Annotated in this window: 11 protein-coding genes; 3 read left to right on the plus strand and 8 right to left on the minus strand. The window is 70.5% G+C overall.

Going from position 1 to position 16,967, the window contains the following annotated elements; translation table 11 throughout:
- Window positions 1-13 precede the first annotated feature (13 nt).
- Window positions 14-421, minus strand: coding sequence for an HIT domain-containing protein (locus tag A8G15_RS15305; protein WP_082899923.1), 408 nt, complete (start codon window positions 419-421; stop codon window positions 14-16).
- Between the two features lie 49 nt (window positions 422-470).
- Between A8G15_RS15305 and A8G15_RS15310 the strand changes: the two genes are divergently transcribed.
- The gene (locus tag A8G15_RS15310; protein ID WP_068161056.1) at window positions 471-1,331 is read left to right on the plus strand and encodes a DUF3626 domain-containing protein; all 861 of its coding nucleotides are present in this window, start codon (window positions 471-473) and stop codon (window positions 1,329-1,331) included.
- A gap of 131 nt (window positions 1,332-1,462) precedes the next feature.
- On the opposite strand, the gene A8G15_RS31865 is transcribed toward A8G15_RS15310, so the two are convergent.
- From A8G15_RS31865 to A8G15_RS15340, 6 genes are all read right to left on the minus strand, one after another.
- A complete protein-coding gene (locus A8G15_RS31865) occupies window positions 1,463-1,669 on the minus strand; it encodes a hypothetical protein (protein WP_245687861.1) in 207 nt (68 codons plus the stop codon).
- A gap of 340 nt (window positions 1,670-2,009) precedes the next feature.
- Complete coding sequence (locus tag A8G15_RS15320; protein WP_068161035.1) at window positions 2,010-2,993, minus strand: AurF N-oxygenase family protein; 984 nt, start codon at window positions 2,991-2,993, stop codon at window positions 2,010-2,012.
- On the minus strand, window positions 2,993-3,901 hold the full coding sequence (locus A8G15_RS15325; RefSeq protein ID WP_068161038.1) for a prephenate dehydrogenase dimerization domain-containing protein: 909 nt from the start codon (window positions 3,899-3,901) through the stop codon (window positions 2,993-2,995). The genes A8G15_RS15320 and A8G15_RS15325 overlap by 1 nt, the downstream gene beginning before the upstream one ends.
- A complete protein-coding gene (gene pabB, locus A8G15_RS15330; RefSeq protein WP_068161041.1) occupies window positions 3,898-6,009 on the minus strand; it encodes an aminodeoxychorismate synthase component I in 2,112 nt (703 codons plus the stop codon). Before pabB ends, A8G15_RS15325 begins: the two co-directional genes overlap by 4 nt.
- Window positions 6,010-6,016: 7 nt before the next feature.
- Window positions 6,017-6,364, minus strand: a complete 348-nt coding sequence (locus A8G15_RS15335; protein ID WP_068161044.1) for a chorismate mutase family protein — start codon at window positions 6,362-6,364, stop codon at window positions 6,017-6,019.
- A gap of 264 nt (window positions 6,365-6,628) precedes the next feature.
- Entirely contained in the window at window positions 6,629-6,967 is a 339-nt protein-coding gene (locus tag A8G15_RS15340) for an RNA polymerase-binding protein RbpA (protein ID WP_068161047.1), read from the minus strand.
- A 187-nt stretch (window positions 6,968-7,154) separates the two neighbouring features.
- Here A8G15_RS15340 and A8G15_RS15345 point away from each other — a divergent pair, with 187 nt between their 5' ends.
- The gene (locus A8G15_RS15345) at window positions 7,155-7,487 is read left to right on the plus strand and encodes a hypothetical protein (protein ID WP_068161049.1); all 333 of its coding nucleotides are present in this window, start codon (window positions 7,155-7,157) and stop codon (window positions 7,485-7,487) included.
- 54 nt (window positions 7,488-7,541) lie between these two features.
- Here the strand turns inward: A8G15_RS15345 and A8G15_RS15350 are convergent, their stop codons facing one another.
- The gene (locus A8G15_RS15350; RefSeq protein WP_068161053.1) at window positions 7,542-8,159 is read right to left on the minus strand and encodes a hypothetical protein; all 618 of its coding nucleotides are present in this window, start codon (window positions 8,157-8,159) and stop codon (window positions 7,542-7,544) included.
- Between the two features lie 545 nt (window positions 8,160-8,704).
- Here A8G15_RS15350 and A8G15_RS15355 point away from each other — a divergent pair.
- The coding region (locus A8G15_RS15355; protein WP_156665416.1) for a non-ribosomal peptide synthetase at window positions 8,705-16,967 on the plus strand (8,263 nt) is incomplete at its 3' end.

The raw sequence follows: 16,967 nt of genomic DNA on the forward strand, positions 1-16,967 counted from the left end.
ACTCTATGGGGCACTACTGATTCTGCTCGCCGAGCAGCGGGCGTTCGCCCCACGCGTCCGTGTCGTTCCACGGGACGGCATCCGGTGTTCCCGCCGGGCGGACGAATACGTGCTGGTGAAAGTGCGGCGCACTGCGCCCGGCGATCGCCGAGAACACGAATGCCGGTGCCAGCTCGCATTCCAGAGCACGAGCCGCCCGCCACGCGGCACTCGCGACCGCGGCCGCTTCGTGTTCCTCCAGCTGTGACAAGGAACGGACGTGCCGCCGCGTCTCGATGAACAGGTATCCGGGGACCGCTGCCTGCTCGCCCGGCAGCGGCGGGCGGTGCGACACGACGACGAGGTCGTCGGCGAACACCCGAGGCCCGACCAGAGGACCGACGCCCCGGTGTTTGTCGCAGATCGCGCAGGCGGAGGTCATGGCGGTACGCTACGGCATCGTTGCCGTGCGATTCGGGCATACTGCGTGGGTGAACACGGAATCGTCGCGGGCCGAGCGTGCCCTGCGCGCCGTGGCGGCGAGGTCGAGCGGAGGCCCGGTCGATGCCGGGCTGCGAATCACCCTCAACTTCCACCCGGATCGATTCGCCGGGGACCGGCCTATCCTCGAGAGCATGCTCGACGACGGCGTCTACCACTCGCAGTTCGCGACCGGGACGACCAACGGGGGAGCGACCGCGTTCCCCGGAGGAGATCGATGGCAGTGGGAGAGCCGGATGTTCGCCGCCGCCTACGACGACGCCGCGCCACACGAGCGACCCGTGTACGGGGCGTTGAACGTCCGCCGTGATCCGGTCGGCGCCGCACCGCGGTTCGGCTCCGCGCATTTCCGGCTGACCGCCGCGACGTTGTCCCGCGCGACGTTCTGCTTCCCGGACAGCCACCTCGAACCGGCGGCGGCCGGCGTTGCGCACCGGATGGCGGCGGTGCACGCCGCGCACGATGCCGACCGGGGCGGGAGCGAACCGTTGAACGACTACATCGAGGCCCAGGTACACGGGCCGCTCCGCCTCGACACCGACGTCGAGGCAGTCGTATTGGACCCGTGCTACCGCGGCACCCCGGTGGAGACGAGGGCACTCCGATTTCCGTTTCCGGTCGAGTGGCACGGTGGATTCCGGCTGACGGTGGATGAGCTGCGCCGGTACCCGAACTATCGCGGCCGCACGTACATGGACGCCGCGGCCGCCATCGCGGGCACGGGTGTGCTCGATCCGTGGGGGATCGGCACAGCCGCTCGCGCCGGCAGCTACGACGGACCGACGATCAAGAAGGTGTGGCACTACCTCGCGTGTTTCGGTTCACCGACCGAGCCGGTCGTGTGCGGGTGACGAAGGCCTCCGCGAGCCGGGGGGCGAACGTTCGCAATCCTGCCGGATCGGACGATCGATCGTTCGTCGTGTCGCAACGCAAACGATCGTTTGCCTCCGCGCGTTCGTTCGAACGAACGGTTGTTGCGGTCCTACCTCGAACGTTCGTTTCGGAGTTCCTCGAGCTGGCGCTGCAGTTCCGCGATGTGCGAACGTGCGTCAACGAGATGGGAGGCCCGTTCCTCGGCCAGTTCGGCCCGCACCTCGCGCAGTTCGGCTTCGAGTTCCCCGACCCGCTTCCACGCCTCCGCCGCGGATTCCCTGGCGGCATGGCGTTCGGCCCGGAGAACGCCGTCCACCGGCGGTCGTGCGGGTACGACCGGCGCCGGTGCGGGTGGCGGCGGCGTCCGTTCCGATCGGACGGCCGTGGCCGGGACCGCAGCGGGTGTATGTGAGGAGGCCGGAGCCGGGGGACGCCTCGTCGGGGCCCCGGACTTCTGCTGTTTCTGACGTTCCCTCCAGGCCCGGGCGCGTTCGGCGCTGTTCGCGTACTGCTTGGGGCGGCCACCGGTCGATGGGCTCCGACCGATCGGGGTTTCGCTCACTCGACGACCCTTCCTACCATTCGAACGTTCGTAACGGTTCCGCTCAACCGCGAACGATCGTTCGCGGCGTCACGACTGTCGAACGCGCGAAAGGCTACCAGTCGACGTGCAGGTCGTCCGCGACTCCGAGTTCGGTGCACAGCGACCGGATGGCGCTGCAATCCTGGACGACCCGCTCCGAGCGGGCTGCGGCGGCGGTCTCGGCGATCAGCTCCTGAGCACCGGGAATGCGTTCGTGCTCGACGATCGCGGCCCACGTCGCGGTGTCGCTGCCGGTGAACGCGACGATGCCGGCGGCGAGCGCGTCGAGCAGCACCCGTCGATCGGTGCGTCCCAGGTCGGTGAAGACGATCCGGAGGATCTCCGCCGCGAGCGACGCATGACACAGCTCGTCCCGCCGGTGCAGCGCCACGGTGGCGCGGTTGACCGGCTGCAGGGTGTCGTCTTCGGTGAGCAACGCGAGATAGGCACTGATCGACGTTTCGGCGACCGTGGTGAACGCGAGGCGGACGAGAGCCTCGGCGCGGGGGGACTCCGCGCCGGCGACCGCGTCCCGATGTGCCCGCACCGTCCGGGACGCGGGCAGCACCGATTCCGGCAGCACCCAGCCGCGGCGGCGGCGGGTCAGTGCGCTCGCATTGTGGTGCATCAGGGTGTGGTACTGCTCGTCGACCATGGCCTGCATGACCCCGAGGACGACGGTGTCGGCCGGCCCGATGCCGAGGGCGTCGTTGGTGACCGCCGCGAATCCGGGATTGACGACGAACTGCTCGATGTCGACGACGTTCTTGTTGTAGGCGATCCACGCCCAGGCCCGCAGCCGGGCACGACGATTCTCGTCGAGGTCCCGATACCGACGATGGGTGCGGAACGGAATGAGCTCGTCGGGATAGTCGCGGCGGTCGGGGTCGAACAGGTCGTCGAGGTCGGGTTCGCGTTTCTTGACGGTCGCGCGGATGCCCCAGGACCGGGTCAGGGCGCGGATCACGCTGCTCTCGACCGGATCGGCGACGTCGTGGTCGGGCAGCGCCGGGGGTCGCAGTCGGGCCCGCAGCGAGCTGAACTCACGTTCCGCCATCACGACACCCCTGTCTCCCCGGGCGGCGGACGGTCCGTCGTCTGCGGCAGGTCGGCGAACACCTGCGCGCACGTCTCACGGTACCGCTCGAGACGACCGCCGAGGGGCCGCCTCGCCCGTTCCATCAGGTCCGCGAACGCCGCGGGGTCGGCGGCGACGGCCGCGTCGAGTTCGGCGAGCCCGTCGCGCAGTGCCCGTCGTGCCGCGCCGGCGTAGGGGTTGCCGCTCTGGACGTCCCGATACACCTCCGGGGCGCCGGTCCCCACGCGGGCGAGCAGCGAGCGCATCAGCACGTGCGGCGGCGGAGCGGTCGCTGCGGACACGTCCGGGACCCGCAGCCGATCCAGGGCCAGCCCGAACGCCAGGACCGCGGCGTGCGTGAGGGCCTGCGTCGCCGCGGTCACCCGGTCGTGTTCATCGGCGGACAGTTCCACCACCTGCGCACCCCACCGGGCCAGGTCCGCGACGAACGCGGACACGGCCGGTCCGCGCTGATGCGCGACCGTGACGACGGGGCGGCCGGCCAGTCCCAGCGACGGCGCGAACATCGGATTGACGCCGAGCGCCTGCACGTCCGGCACGTGGGCGTGCAGCGCGGCGGGAACCGCCGACTTCACGGACAGGGTCTCGACGAGCAGGGTGTGCGGCCGCAGCAACTCACCGAGCGCGGGGATCGCGTCGAGCGCCACCGGTTCGGGCACGGCGAGAACCACGGTGGACGCAGCTCGGAGCGCCATGACGGCGCGGGCGGTGGGGGCGGTGATGTCCGAGGCCAGGGCGGTGCCGTCGTCGGGTGGGGGTGTGGGATCGAGGACCACCACTTCGGTGCCGTCGGCACGCAGGGCGCTCACCAGCAGTTTCCCGACGGCTCCTGCGCCGCCGGCCACGACCACGGGACCGCGGTTCATCGGCCGGAGTCCTCGGACAGCGGTGCGTTTTCGGACAGCGGCGGAGTTTCGGACAGGGAACGCCGCATCGCGACGGATTTGACGAGGGTTTCGTCGAGTTCGTCGTCCGGATCGGACAGGGCCACGATGGCACCGCCGATCCCGAAGGTCACCTCGTGGTCGGTGGCGACCAGGGTGCGGATGACGATGGACAGGTCGGCGGCGCCGGTCGGCGACAGGTATCCCAGTGCGCCCGAGTACACGCCGCGGGGGCCGTCCTCGAGTTTGTCGATGATCTCCATCGTGCGCAGCTTCGGAGCACCGGTCATGGAGCCTCCGGGGAAAGCCGCACGCACACAGTCCACGGCGGACACGTCCGGGCGCAACGTGCCGCGCACCGTGGACACGAGCTGGTGCACCGCCGCGTAGGTTTCCACGTCGAACAGCTTCGGCACGTGCACCGATCCCGGGACACACACCCGGGACAGGTCGTTGCGTACCAGGTCGACGATCATCAGGTTCTCGGAGCGGTCCTTCTCGCTCGAGAGCAGGTCCTGCCGCAGCCGCCCGTCCTCCGCATCGGTCGCTCCGCGGGGCCGGGTGCCCTTGATCGGTTTGGACTCGACGACGCGGTCCGCGCCGATCCGCAGGAACCGTTCCGGCGAGGCGCTGAGCACCGACAGTTCCGGGAAGCGCAGCAGCGCGCTGTACGGGGTGGGGCTGATCTCCCGCAGGCACTCGTAGGTGCGGACCGGGTCGATGGTGCGCTCGACCGAGGCCATGTTGGTCAGGCACACCTCGTAGGTTTCGCCGCTGCGGATCTCGGCGACACACTGACCGATCAGGTCCAGGTAGCGCCGGCCGTCGTGCCGCAACCGCATCGGATGGTCCTGTTCCAGGCGCAGCAGCGGTACCGCGTGCGGCGGAGGGACGGCCGCGTCGTCGAGGTCGGCCAGGGCGGCGGTGGTGCGGTCGAACCAGTCGGTGGTCGCGGGCTCGCCGGGGTGCTCGCTCAGCGCGATCAGATAGCAGTGCCCGGCATCGTGGTCGAGAACGACGGCCCGGTCCGCGAACACCATTGCCGCGTCGGCGGTCGGGGAGGTGTGGACGAGCTGGGCGCCGGCGTCGGCCTTCAGTTCGTATCCGAGGTAGCCGACGTAGCCGAGACCGAATGCGAACGGCAGGTCCTCGCGCCGCGCGACCGGACGTTCGGCGAGCCGCCGGTCGATGTGGTCGAAGAAGGTGCTGTGGTGCTCGGTGACGGTGCCGTCGGCGGCGTGTTCGTGCACGAGTGTTTCGGCGACGCTGTAGGTGACGAATTCGGAGCGGGGCCCGGAGCCGTCGCCGAGCACGGTGAACCGCGACCCGGGTTCGGCCGCGGCGCTGCCGTCGAGCCAGAAGCTGCGCGGACCGTCGGCGAAGAGCCTTTCGAAGACAGCCTGCGGGTCGAGGGGGCGATCGAGGCGGCGGCTCTCGATCAGGTACCGCGGTTGTGGTGGGGGCGGGTCCTGCTGGGCGGAGACGACGATCGGGCCCCGGGTGGGGGTGGCGTCGCGGAAGTTCACCAGCAGGTCGCGGCCGTGCTCGGTGCAGATCGATTCGGGATGGAACTGGACACCCCACATGGGCCGGGTACGGTGCGCGACAGCCATGAGCAGACCGTCCTCGGTCCACGCGACCGCCTCGAGTTCGTCGGGAACCTGCTCGACGATCAGCGAGTGGTAGCGCACGGCTGCGAACCGTGGGGGCAGGCCCTCGAACAGCCCGGTCCCGGTGTGGACGATGCGGGCCAGGCGCCCGTGCACGGGTTCGGGGGCCTGCACGACCGGGGCACCGAAAAGGTGGCACAGCCCCTGGTGGCCGAGACACACGCCGAGGACGGGCAGGCCCCCGTCGAGCAGGGCGCGGGCGCTGATCCCGAAGTCGCGGGGCCGGTCGGGCCGGCCGGGCCCGGGCGAGACGACGACGTTGTCGAAGCGGGCCGGGGCGATGTGGTCCCACGGGGTGTCGTTGGCCACCACGGTCGGCGGCACACCGTTGACCTCGGTCAGCAGGCTGTAGAGGTTGTAGGTGAACGAGTCGTAGTTGTCGACGAGGAGGGTGCGGGTGGGCCGTGCGTCGGTGGGCATGGCAGCCTCAGTTCCGGGGCTCGCCGATGTCGGCGAGGCGCTGCGTGGGGGAGTCGCCGTCGACGTGGAGGTCCTCGACCCGGCATGCCTCGTCGATCAGCAACGCGTAGAGATCGCGCAGGAATTCGGTGGACAACCCGTTGCGGTGGGCGTAGTCCGCGGCGCGCTCGTGAACTTTCTGCATCCGTGCGGGCTGCATCACGGGGATGGCGTGGCGCTGTTTGAGCTCGGCGATCCGCGCGATGATGTTCAGCCGGTCGCGCACGTCGTCGAGCAGCCTGCCGTCGACACGGTCCAATTCCGCGCGCAGCCTGGCGAGTTCCACTTCCGGTTCCGGTGCGTGGCTGTCGTTCATCGGCCGTCACCCCCTGGTGCGGCAAATCCGGAATTCGCTCGGGAATTGGGGATTCGCGCGGTACGAGTCGTCGCTTTCGAATATCGATCGGAGTGCGCTCATAATTACATGCGAAACGATCATGATGCTCTCGATTGATCGTATTGTGGCGTGCCCGCGTCGCGGCCTTCACACTCCGCCCGGAAAGACGACGAATGCCGCCCCGTGGGTGGTCCCACGGGGCGGCATTCGGAGGAGTTCCGGCGGCTCGGCCGAGCCGTCCGGTCAGGCTCCGCGACGCTTGGTCTTGAGCAGCTCCAGGCGTTCCTTGAGCAATTCGTCGAGCTCGTCGATCGAGCGGCGTTCGAGGAGCATGTCCCAGTGCGTGCGCGGCGGTTTGACCTTCTTCGGCTCGGGGGCGGCGCCCTCGACGAGGGTGCCTTCGAGTCCGTTCTTGCAGATCCAGGTACCGGGAATCTCGGCCTCGTCGGCGAACGGGACGTCGAATTCCTCGCCGTTGTCACAGCGGTAGCGCGCGATGCGGCGGGGCGCCAGATCGTGGTCACGATCGGTTTCGTAGCTCACCGCTCCGAGCCGGCTGCCTCGCAGTACACGATCTGCCATGGTGGTGTCCTCTCACTTGTGTGCTCCGCCCGGTGGATCGCCGTCGGGCCGGCGAACGAACGACCGGGCGTCGGTGCGTCTCTGTATGCACAACGTCGACGCGGCCGAATCCGTTCCCGCAGCCCGCGGCGCACGGGGATGCATCATTTTACCGGCCGCCGCCGGGGCGCCGGTAAGGTGTCGGCCCATGACCGGACGTGAACGCAAACCGGAGAGCTGCCTCTGGTGCGGTCGGCCGGTCCCCGATGCCGGTGTGGGTCGCCGCCGCCGCTACTGCCGGCGCTCCTGCCGGCAACGGGCCTACGAGCAGCGCGCCCTGACCCGTGACGCGGGCCTGCCCGAGGATGCGGTCGTGCTCTCGGCCGAGGAGGCGGTGGCGCTGGCGGATCGTGCGTTCGAGGTACGTTGTGCCGCCGAGGACGTCGCGACGGCGGTCGCCGAGGGCGCAGGCGCCGAGGAGCTGGGCGAACTGTGCGCCGAGCTGCTGCGGGTGGCCCGCGCCGCCGAGCGGATCCGCTGACCGCGGCCTCCCCGGGGAAGAGCGGTCGGGCGAATACGTCACCCGCGCTCGCCGTCAGGCGAAGAAGCCACCCATCGTGTAGACCACCTGGCAGAAGGTGCCGTTGACGTATTCGACGGAGCCGAACAACGCGGACAGGACCGGGCCGGTCCCGGTGTTCACGGTCTTGGACAGCTGCGGCACGCCGCCGATCGTGTCGTCGAGCGTTTCGATGCCGCCGCGGAAGTTGTCCATGTTCAGCCACACGAACTTCAGGTCAGCGCGGGCAGGCTGCACCGGGATGGTGGGCGAGACGAAGATCTTGAGCTGTCCGATCGCCACGTCCGGGTTGACGTTCGGACCGGGCTGCGCCCACCCGGTGGTCATGGCGTAGGGGGTGATGCCGCCGCCGCAGCCGAGGCCGAAGGTCGGTGCCGGTTCCATGAAGGGTTGTGGTGTGTTGCGCGGCGGGTAGAGAAGGTCCTCGATGATGCCGGCCGGGTTCTTCGCGGCGTCCAACAGCGCGTCGACGGCAGCGGCGGTGTCGGGGGAGTCGGCGGTGGCGGCGACGCGCAGGGCGTCGGGCGCGAGCCCGGGCGGGGCCGGCTGCGCACTCGCGTGCGCGGGCAGCGCGACGGCGACCGTCGCGGCGAACAGGGTGCAGAGCGATCGAACGGTCCATCGACGCGGCATCTCGTGCTCCTTCGGGGTTCGCGCATGCGTACGTGGGGCTTGTCCGGTGCGCCCGAGAATAGTGGGGCGCGGCTCGTCACTCGGGAAATTCGCGTTACATCCCGTCACAGAACAGACAATCGGAGTTGCGAGATCTTCCGGTGATCCAATCGCTATCGAAAAGTGATATCAAACCGGAGACATTTCGGAATATACACCCGGTATGTCGGGGTGGAATATCGATTCGGATTCGAGCCCCGTGTCGGGAGTGAATTCCGGTGCCGGTTTTGCGTCCTGGGGTTCGGTGATGGTCTAGCTTGAGGAGCGTCCACGGCCGCAAATGCCTTGACAGCGCCTGCAGGACGCGGACGATCGAAACGAGAGAGAGCAACACCACCGTCGATTCGACGAGGTCGAGCCTGCAACTTGTGTCGGGGGACGCGCAGGCCCGTTCCGGAATCGCTTTCTTGAAGGGGAGAATTCTGTTGCAAGAGCCTCGCCAGCAGACGCCGCCGGAATCCTTCCCTCTGTCCTCCGCGCAACGTTCGATCTGGTTTGCCCAGCAGATGGCCCCCGACGTCCCGATCTGCATCGCTCAGTACGTCGACCTGCCGGGCGACCTCGACATCGACCTGCTGTGCAGGGTCGCGCACCTCGCCGCCGACGAGTTCCAGTCCGCGTACCTGCAGATATTCGACGACGACGGTGAGCCGTTCCAGGTCGTCGACCCGGCCGTCCGGCAGTACGTGATCCCGGTGCTCGACTTCCGCGACGATCCGGACCCGCTCGCCGCGGCCCAGGCGTGGATGAACGAGGACTACGCCACCCCGATCGATCTCGCACGCGACGTGCTGGTGATGATGGCGATCCTGCGCGTCGGCGACCGGCACAGCTTGTGGTACAGCCGGATCCACCATGTCGCGCTCGACGGCTATGCGGCGATGACGATGGTCAACCGGATCGCCGAGCTGTACACCGCGGCGGCCGAAGGTCGCGACGCCGGCCCATCGCGGGCCGCGGACCTGCGGACCCTCTACGAATGGGACCGCGACTACCGTGAGTCGCCGCGGTACACCGCCGACCGCGACTACTGGGTCGAGCGGGTCGCCGGCATGGAGAACGGCACCACCCTCGCGCAGCGCGCCGCACCGACCGCGGCCCGCAGCACCCTGACCGGCACGGCCCTGCCCGAGGATCTGGTGCAGCACCTGACCGCCACGGAGAGCAGCACCGCGTCCTCCTCCACCGCGGTCGTGGTCGCCGCGTTCGCCACCTACCTGTCCCGGCTGACCGGCCAGGACGATGTGGTCGTGAACCTGCCGGTCTCGGCGCGCACCACCGCGCTGGTGCGGCGTTCCGGCGGAATGCTCGTCAACACCGTGCCGTTGCGCGTGCGCATCGAGACCGGCGACACCCGGGAAACACTGGTCGGCCGGGTCCAGCTCGAACTGACCGGAGCGCTCCGCCACCAGCGGTGCAGCCTCGAGGACGTGCGCCGCGAAACCGGCGCGGCCGGCGACAGCCACCGCTACGCCGGACCCCAGATCAACATCATGTTGTTCCACCAGCAGATCCAGCTCGGCCCGCTCCGCGGAGAGTTCCACATCATGACCTCCGGTCCCGTCGAGGACCTGCTGGTGAACATCTACCAGTCCGGGACGCCGGCCCGCACGTTCGTCGACTTCCGGGGCAATCCGAACCGGTACGACGAAGTCGAACTCGGCGAGCACCACGGACGGTTCGTGGATCTGCTCGACGAATTCGTCCGGGCCGCATCGGATACCACGGTCGAGTCCATCCACCCGGCCTCCGCCGGGATCGGCAGGCAGGTCCGCCGCACCGCGGCGACCACCTCCTTCTGGGAACGCACTCTCGCCGGCGCCCCGGAACGGCTGGAACTGCCCTCGCTGCGGCGCCGCCCCGCACACCCCTCCGGCGCCGCCCAGCTCGACACCACCGTGCCCGCCGATCTGCCCGCGCTCACCGCTCTCGCCGGGGACCGGGAAAGCCTGCCGCAGGTGCTGTACGCGGCGCTGGCGGTGCTCGTCGCCCGGTCGACCGGCACCGAAGACACCGTCGTCGGGATGCCGTTCGGGTCGGTGGTGCTGCCCCTGCGAATTCCGATGTCCGGTGCCGAGCGGTTCGACGCCGTCCTCGCGCGGGTGCGCACCGTCACCGCGGACGCGATCGCCCATGCCGACGTGACCGCGGAGGTACTGGACCGTGCCGGCGATCTCGTATCGCCGGTGTCGTTGCAAGTCGGCGGACCCGACGCAGCCGAGCGAACGCGAGCGCCGGTGGATGTCGCGCTGCGCGTCACGCCCGCCGGCGACGACACCCTGCGCGTGCAGTGCATGTACGCCGACGAGGTGTTCGACGACGCCACCATCCACGATCTCCTCGACCGCTGGTCCCGCATTCTCACCGCGGTGGTCACCGATCCGGATGTGCCGGTGGGGGACATCGAATTCGTCGCCGCGGCCGACCTGGCCGGGCTGGTCCCGGCGCGGGGACGGCCGACGATGTCGCCGCAGCTGTTGCACGAACTGCTCACCTCGGTGGCGGCGATCGTGCCGGACACCGTGGCATTGTCGTACCGGGGACGGACCGTGACCTACGGCGAACTCGACGAGTGGTCCAACCGGGCGGCGCGGGTGCTCGTCGACGCCGGCCTGGGACCGGACACCTTCGTCGCCCTCGGCATGGCGCGGTCGCTCGAATCGGTCGCCGCGATCTGGGCGGTCGCCAAGTCGGGCGCTGCGTTCGTGCCGGTGGATCCCGCCTACCCGAACGACCGCATCGAATACATGCTCACCGATTCCGGTGCGTTGCTGGGTCTGACGTCCACCGCGCACCTGGGCGAGCTTCCCGGGTCGGTGCCGTGGTTCGTGATCGACGGACCCGAGTTCCGGGAGCGGGTGGACGCGGCGTCTCCGCTGCCGCTGACCGACCTCGATCGTCGCGCGGAGCTGCACAGCGAGCATCCGGCCTACCTGATCTACACCTCCGGTTCCACCGGCCGTCCCAAGGGCGTCGTCGTCCCGCACCGGGGCCTGGCCAACCTGTCCGCCTCGCTGCACAACCGGCTGGCGCCACCACCGACCGCCCGGGTCTCGCACTTCTCGTCGCCGAGCTTCGACGCGTCGATCTTCGAGTACATGACCGCGTTCGGTATCGGTGCCACTCTCGTGATCGTGCCGGGCACCGTGTACGGCGGCGACGAGCTCGCACGCATCTGGCGGGAGGAACGGGTCACCCACGCGTTCGCCACCCCGGCGGCGCTGGCCTCCGTCGATCCGGCGGCGGTCGACGTGGAGGTCGTGACGGTCGCGGGGGAGGCGTGCCCGCCGGAGCTGGTGGCCCGGTGGGTACCGCGTAGTCGCATGTTCAACGGGTACGGTCCCACCGAGACGACCGTCGTCGTGAACATCGCCTCGCTGGTGGCGGGCGCGCCGGTCACCGTCGGCACCCCGGTGTGCGGGGTCAACGAGGTCGTCCTCGACGCGCGCCTGCATCCGCTGCCGTCCACGCTCGCCGGCGAACTGTACATCGGGGGACCGGGCGTCACCCGCGGCTATCACGGCAACCCGGGGCTGACCGCCACCCGGTTCGTCGCCGACCCGTACGGCATCCCCGGTTCCCGCATGTACCGCACGGGCGATGTGGTGCGGTGGCGTCCCAACGGCGACCGCGCGACCGCCGAATACCTGGGCCGCTCGGACTTCCAGGTGAAGATCCGCGGGTTCCGCATCGAACTCGGCGAGATCGACGCGGTACTGGCCGACCACGACGACATCGCGTTCGCGGTCACCCTCGGACGCACCGCACCGTCCGGTGACACCCTGCTCGCCGCCTACGTGCTCCCCGAGACCGGACACACCGTCGACGTCCCTGCGCTTCTCGCCCACGTCGGCCGCCGGTTGCCCGCGCACATGGTGCCCGCCGCGGTGACGGTGCTCGACGAGATCCCGCTGACCCCGGTCGGCAAACTCGACCGCCGTGCCCTGCCCGACCCGGTGTTCGCCTCCGGCGCCGATTTCACCGCGCCGACCACCGACACCGAACGGGCCGTGGCCGAGGTGTTCGCCGATCAGCTCGGCATCGACCGGGTCGGCATCGACGACAGCTTCTTCGACCTCGGCGGCAATTCCCTGATCGCCACCCGGGTGCTGGCGCGCATCAACACCACACTCGGCACCGATCTGGGTGTGCGCGCCCTGTTCGAAGCGCCCACGGTCCGTGCCCTGTCGGCGGCGCTGCACGCCACCGGCGCCGTCGGCCGGCCTCCCTTGGTCGCGGGCCCCCGCCCGGACCCGATCCCCGTGTCCGCGGCGCAGCAACGACTGTGGTTCGTCAACCAGCTCGACACCACCTCCGCCGCCTACAACATTCCGATGGCGATCCGGCTCACCGGCCGGCTCGACGTCGCCGCGCTGTCGGCGGCCGTCCGCGACGTGGTGACCCGCCACGAGTCGCTGCGCACGGTGTACCCGGCCACCGCCGACGGTCCGGTCCAGCTCGTCCTGCCGCCGGACACCGTGCCCGACCTGACGCCGGTCCCGATCGCCGCCGACCGGGTCGACACCGCCGTCACCGAGTGCGCGGCAACCGGATTCGACGTCTCCACCGACCTGCCCTTGCGGGCGGCGCTGTTCGCGCTGCGCCCCGACGACCACGTCCTGGCGGTGGTGGCGCACCACATCGCCGCCGACGGTGCGTCCCTGGCGCCGCTGGCCCGCGACGTGATGTCGGCCTACCTGGCACGCAGCACCGGCAACGCACCGATCTGGGCGCCGCTGCCGGTGCAGTACGCGGACTTCGCACTGTGGCAACGCGACTGGCTCGGCGACCCCGCCGACCCCGAGTCGGTGGCGGCGCGCCAACTCGGCTTCTGGCGTGCCCGGCTCGCCGGCGCCCCCGAACTGCTGTCGCTGCCGACGGACCGCCCGCGACCCCCGCAGCAGTCCTTCCGCGGCGACACGGTCCGCTTCGACATCGACCCGGACCTGTACCGGCGCGTCGCCACGCTCGCGCAGGCCCACTCGGCGACGCCGTTCATGACGGTGCACGCCGCGCTCGCGGCACTGCTCGCCCGGTTGACCGGCAGCGACGACATCAGCATCGGCAGTCCCGTCTCCGGCCGGGGCGCCCGCGTTCTCGACGACATGGTCGGCATGTTCGTCGGCACCGTCGTGCTGCGCACCCCCGTGTCCGGCGGCCGGTCCTTCACCGAGCACCTGAACGCCGTCCGCGCCGTCGACCTCGACAGCTTCGACCACACCGACGTGCCGTTCGAGCTGGTCGTCGACACCGTAGCCGCCGGACGGTCCGCGGCGTACTCACCGCTGTTCCAGGTGATGCTCGCCTTCCAGAACAACGAGGCCGCGCACCTCACGCTGCCGGGCCTGTCCGTCGACGTCGCAGAGATCCCAACCGACACCACCAAGTTCGACCTGCATCTGCTGCTCACCGAAGTGCCCGGCGACGACGGCAGCCCGGTCGCGCTCAGCGGGGCCCTGTCCTACGCCACCGACCTGTTCGACCGGTCCACGGCCGCCGCGTTCGCCGACCGGTTCGTGCGCCTGCTCACCGCCGCCGTCGACACCCCCGACGCACCGCTCGGCGACCTGGACCTGCTCACCCCCCACGAACGCACCCGGATCCTCGGCGAATGGAACGCCACCGACGTTCCCCGGCCCGACGTCACCCTCGCCGATCTGTTCGCCGCCCAGGTCGCCCGCACCCCCGGAGCCCCGGCCGTCGTGTTCGGCGACACCACCCTCACCTACGCCGAGTTCGACGCCCGCGCCAACCGTCTGGCCCGGCACCTCGTCGGCCTCGGTGTCGGCCCCGGCGACATCGTGGGACTGGCGATGCACCGGTCGGTCGAGCTGCTCGTCGGCATGTACGCCGTCGACAAGGCCGGTGCCGCCCACCTGCCGCTCGACCCCGAGCATCCCGCCGATCGCCTCGGCTACGTGCTGGCCGACGCGGCCCCCGCGTGCGTGCTGACCACCACCGCCGACCACGCCGACCTGCCGGGCACCTCCCGCATCGTGCACCTGGACCGGCTCGACACCGCCGGCTACGCGCTCACCCCGGTCACCGACGCCGAGCGCACCGCACCGCTGCGTCCCGACGACCTGGCGTACGTCCTGTACACCTCCGGCTCGACCGGCCGGCCCAAGGGCGTGGCCGTCACGCACGCCGCAATCGTCAACCGGTTGCGCTGGATGCAGCACACCTACCCGCTCGACGACACCGACACCGTGCTGCAGAAGACACCCGCCACGTTCGACGTATCGGTGTGGGAGTTCTTCTGGCCGTTGCAGACCGGGGCGCGGCTGATCGTCGCCGCCCCCGACGGGCACCGCGATCCCGCCTACCTGGCGCGGCTGATCGAAGACACCCGGGTCACCGTCGCGCACTTCGTGCCGTCGATGCTCGCGGTGTTCGTCGACGCGACCGCCCCGCAGCGCTGCGCCTCACTACGACTGCTGTTCTGCAGCGGCGAGGCGCTGCCCGCCGAAACCGCGGCCGCCGCTCGCGGCGCCCTGCCCGGCGCGGCCCTGCACAACCTGTACGGCCCGACCGAAGCCGCCGTCGACGTCACCGCCTGGCACGTCACCGCCGCCGACACCGGCGACGTCCCCATCGGCACCCCCGTGTGGAACACCCGCGTCCACGTCCTCGACGCCCGCCTGCAGCCGGTGCCGGTGGGCGGTGTCGGCGAACTGTATCTGTCCGGCATCCAGCTGGCCCGCGGCTACCTGGCCCGCCCCGATCTGACCGCCGACCGGTTCGTCGCCGACCCGCACGGCACCGGCGACCGCATGTACCGCACCGGCGACCTGGTGTCCTGGCGTGCCGACGGGGCGCTGCGCTACCTCGGCCGCAGCGACTTCCAGGTCAAACTCCGCGGCCAGCGCATCGAACTCGGCGAGATCGAACAGGCCCTGCGCGCCCACGAGCACATCGCCCAGGCCGCGGTGCTCGTCCACCACGGCGCCGACGACCGGCTCCTCGGATACGTCGTGCCCACCGCCGGGCAGCGCGTCGACCCCGCCGCGGTGACCGCGTTCGCCGCCGGCCGCCTGCCCGACTACATGGTGCCCGCCCACATCACGGTGCTGGACCGGATGCCGGTGGGCCCCAACGGGAAACTCGACCGCCGCGCACTGCCCGCCCCCGAGCCGGCCGCACCCACCGACCCCACCGCGCCGCGCAGCACCGTCGAGGAGCTGCTCGCGTCGATCTTCGCGGACCTGCTCGGCACCGACCGGGTCGGCGTCCACGACAATTTCCTCGATCTCGGCGGCAACTCCCTGCTCGCGATGCGGCTGGCCGCGCGCATCTCCGCCGGGCTCGGCACCGACATCGGGGTGCGCGATCTGTTCGACAGCCCCACCGTCGCCGAACTCGCCGCGCGCCTCGAACTCGGCGACGACACCGCGCTGCGCCCGGCCCGCCCGCCGCTGCAGCCGGTCGAACTGCCCGAGACCATCCCGCTGTCCCCGGCGCAACAGCGCATGTGGTTCATCAACCAGTTCGACACCACGTCCCCGGCCTACAACATCGCCGTGGCGCTGCGCCTGACCGGCACCGTGGATGTGTCCGCGATGCGCCACGCGCTCGCCGACGTGGCCCTGCGCCACGATTCGCTGCGCACCCGCTACCCGCTCACCGACGACGGTCCCACCCAGGTGGTGGTGTCCGCGACCGCGGCGCTGCCCGAACTGACCGTCGCCACCGTCACCGACCGGACCGATCCGGCTCCCGACATCACCGCGGCGGTGTCCGCCGGCTTCGATGTCGCGACCGAGGTCCCGGTGCGGTTGACGCTGTTCGCCGTCGACGAGCACGAACACATTCTGGTGCTCGTCGTGCATCACATCGCCGCCGACGGTTTCTCGATGCTGCCGCTGGCCCGCGACGTCATCGCCGCCTACACCGCCCGCAGCGTCGGCGAGCCCCCGCACTGGGCGCCGCTGCCGGTGCAGTATCCGCATTACACGATGTGGCAGCACGCGGTCCTCGGGGACGACGACGATCCCGGCTCCACCGCCGGACGTCAGCTCGCGTTCTGGCGTGAGAATCTCGATGCGGTCCCCGAACTGCTCGAACTTCCCCTGGACCGGCCGCGGCCCGTGCAACAGAGCCAGCGCGGCGCCCGCATCCCGTTCACCGTCGACGCCGACACGCACCGGGCCCTGCAGACCCTGGCCCGCACCCACGACGCGTCGCTGTTCATGGTGGTGCACGCGGCACTGTCGGTGCTGCTGGCGCGGCTGTCCACCTCCAGCGACATCGTGGTCGGCACCCCGGTGGCCGGCCGCGGCGACCGGGCCCTCGACGACATGGTCGGCATGTTCGTCAACACCGTGGTGCTGCGCACCGGCGTCGACGACCGGGAATCGTTCACCGCGTTGCTGGGGCGCGTCCGCACCACCGACCTGTCCGCGTTCACCCACGCCGACATCCCGTTCGAGCGTCTCGTCGAGGTGCTCGATCCGCCCCGCTCGACCGCCTACTCACCGTTGTTCCAGGTGCTGCTCGAATTCCAGGACATCGAACGCCCCGAGGTGGTGCTGCCCGGCCTGACCGCCACGGTCCTCGACCTCGAGCCGGCGCTGTCGCACTTCGACCTGCAACTGGCGATCGCCGAAACCACCGGGGCGGACGGACCGGCCGGGCTGCGGGCCGCGTTCACCTACGCCACCGACCTGTTCGACCCGGACACCGTGGTCTCCTTCGCCGACCGGTTCCGCAGGATCCTCACCGCGATCGTCGAGGCACCGGACCGAACCGGTCGGCGACATCGAGACGTCA

It is taken from the genome of Rhodococcus phenolicus (assembly GCF_001646785.1).
GTDB classification, from domain to species: domain Bacteria; phylum Actinomycetota; class Actinomycetes; order Mycobacteriales; family Mycobacteriaceae; genus Rhodococcus; species Rhodococcus phenolicus.

What these genes read in the sequence shown, in the direction of transcription:
- A8G15_RS15305 (WP_082899923.1), bottom strand. Translation starts at nt 421, where the DNA reads ATGACCTCCGCCTGCGCGATCTGCGACAAACACCGGGGCGTCGGTCCT.
- A8G15_RS15320 (WP_068161035.1), bottom strand. Translation starts at nt 2,993, where the DNA reads ATGGCGGAACGTGAGTTCAGCTCGCTGCGGGCCCGACTGCGACCCCCG.
- A8G15_RS15325 (WP_068161038.1), bottom strand. Translation starts at nt 3,901, where the DNA reads ATGAACCGCGGTCCCGTGGTCGTGGCCGGCGGCGCAGGAGCCGTCGGG.
- pabB (WP_068161041.1), bottom strand. Translation starts at nt 6,009, where the DNA reads ATGCCCACCGACGCACGGCCCACCCGCACCCTCCTCGTCGACAACTAC.
- A8G15_RS15335 (WP_068161044.1), bottom strand. Translation starts at nt 6,364, where the DNA reads ATGAACGACAGCCACGCACCGGAACCGGAAGTGGAACTCGCCAGGCTG.
- A8G15_RS15340 (WP_068161047.1), bottom strand. Translation starts at nt 6,967, where the DNA reads ATGGCAGATCGTGTACTGCGAGGCAGCCGGCTCGGAGCGGTGAGCTAC.
- A8G15_RS15345 (WP_068161049.1), top strand. Translation starts at nt 7,155, where the DNA reads ATGACCGGACGTGAACGCAAACCGGAGAGCTGCCTCTGGTGCGGTCGG.
- A8G15_RS15350 (WP_068161053.1), bottom strand. Translation starts at nt 8,159, where the DNA reads ATGCCGCGTCGATGGACCGTTCGATCGCTCTGCACCCTGTTCGCCGCG.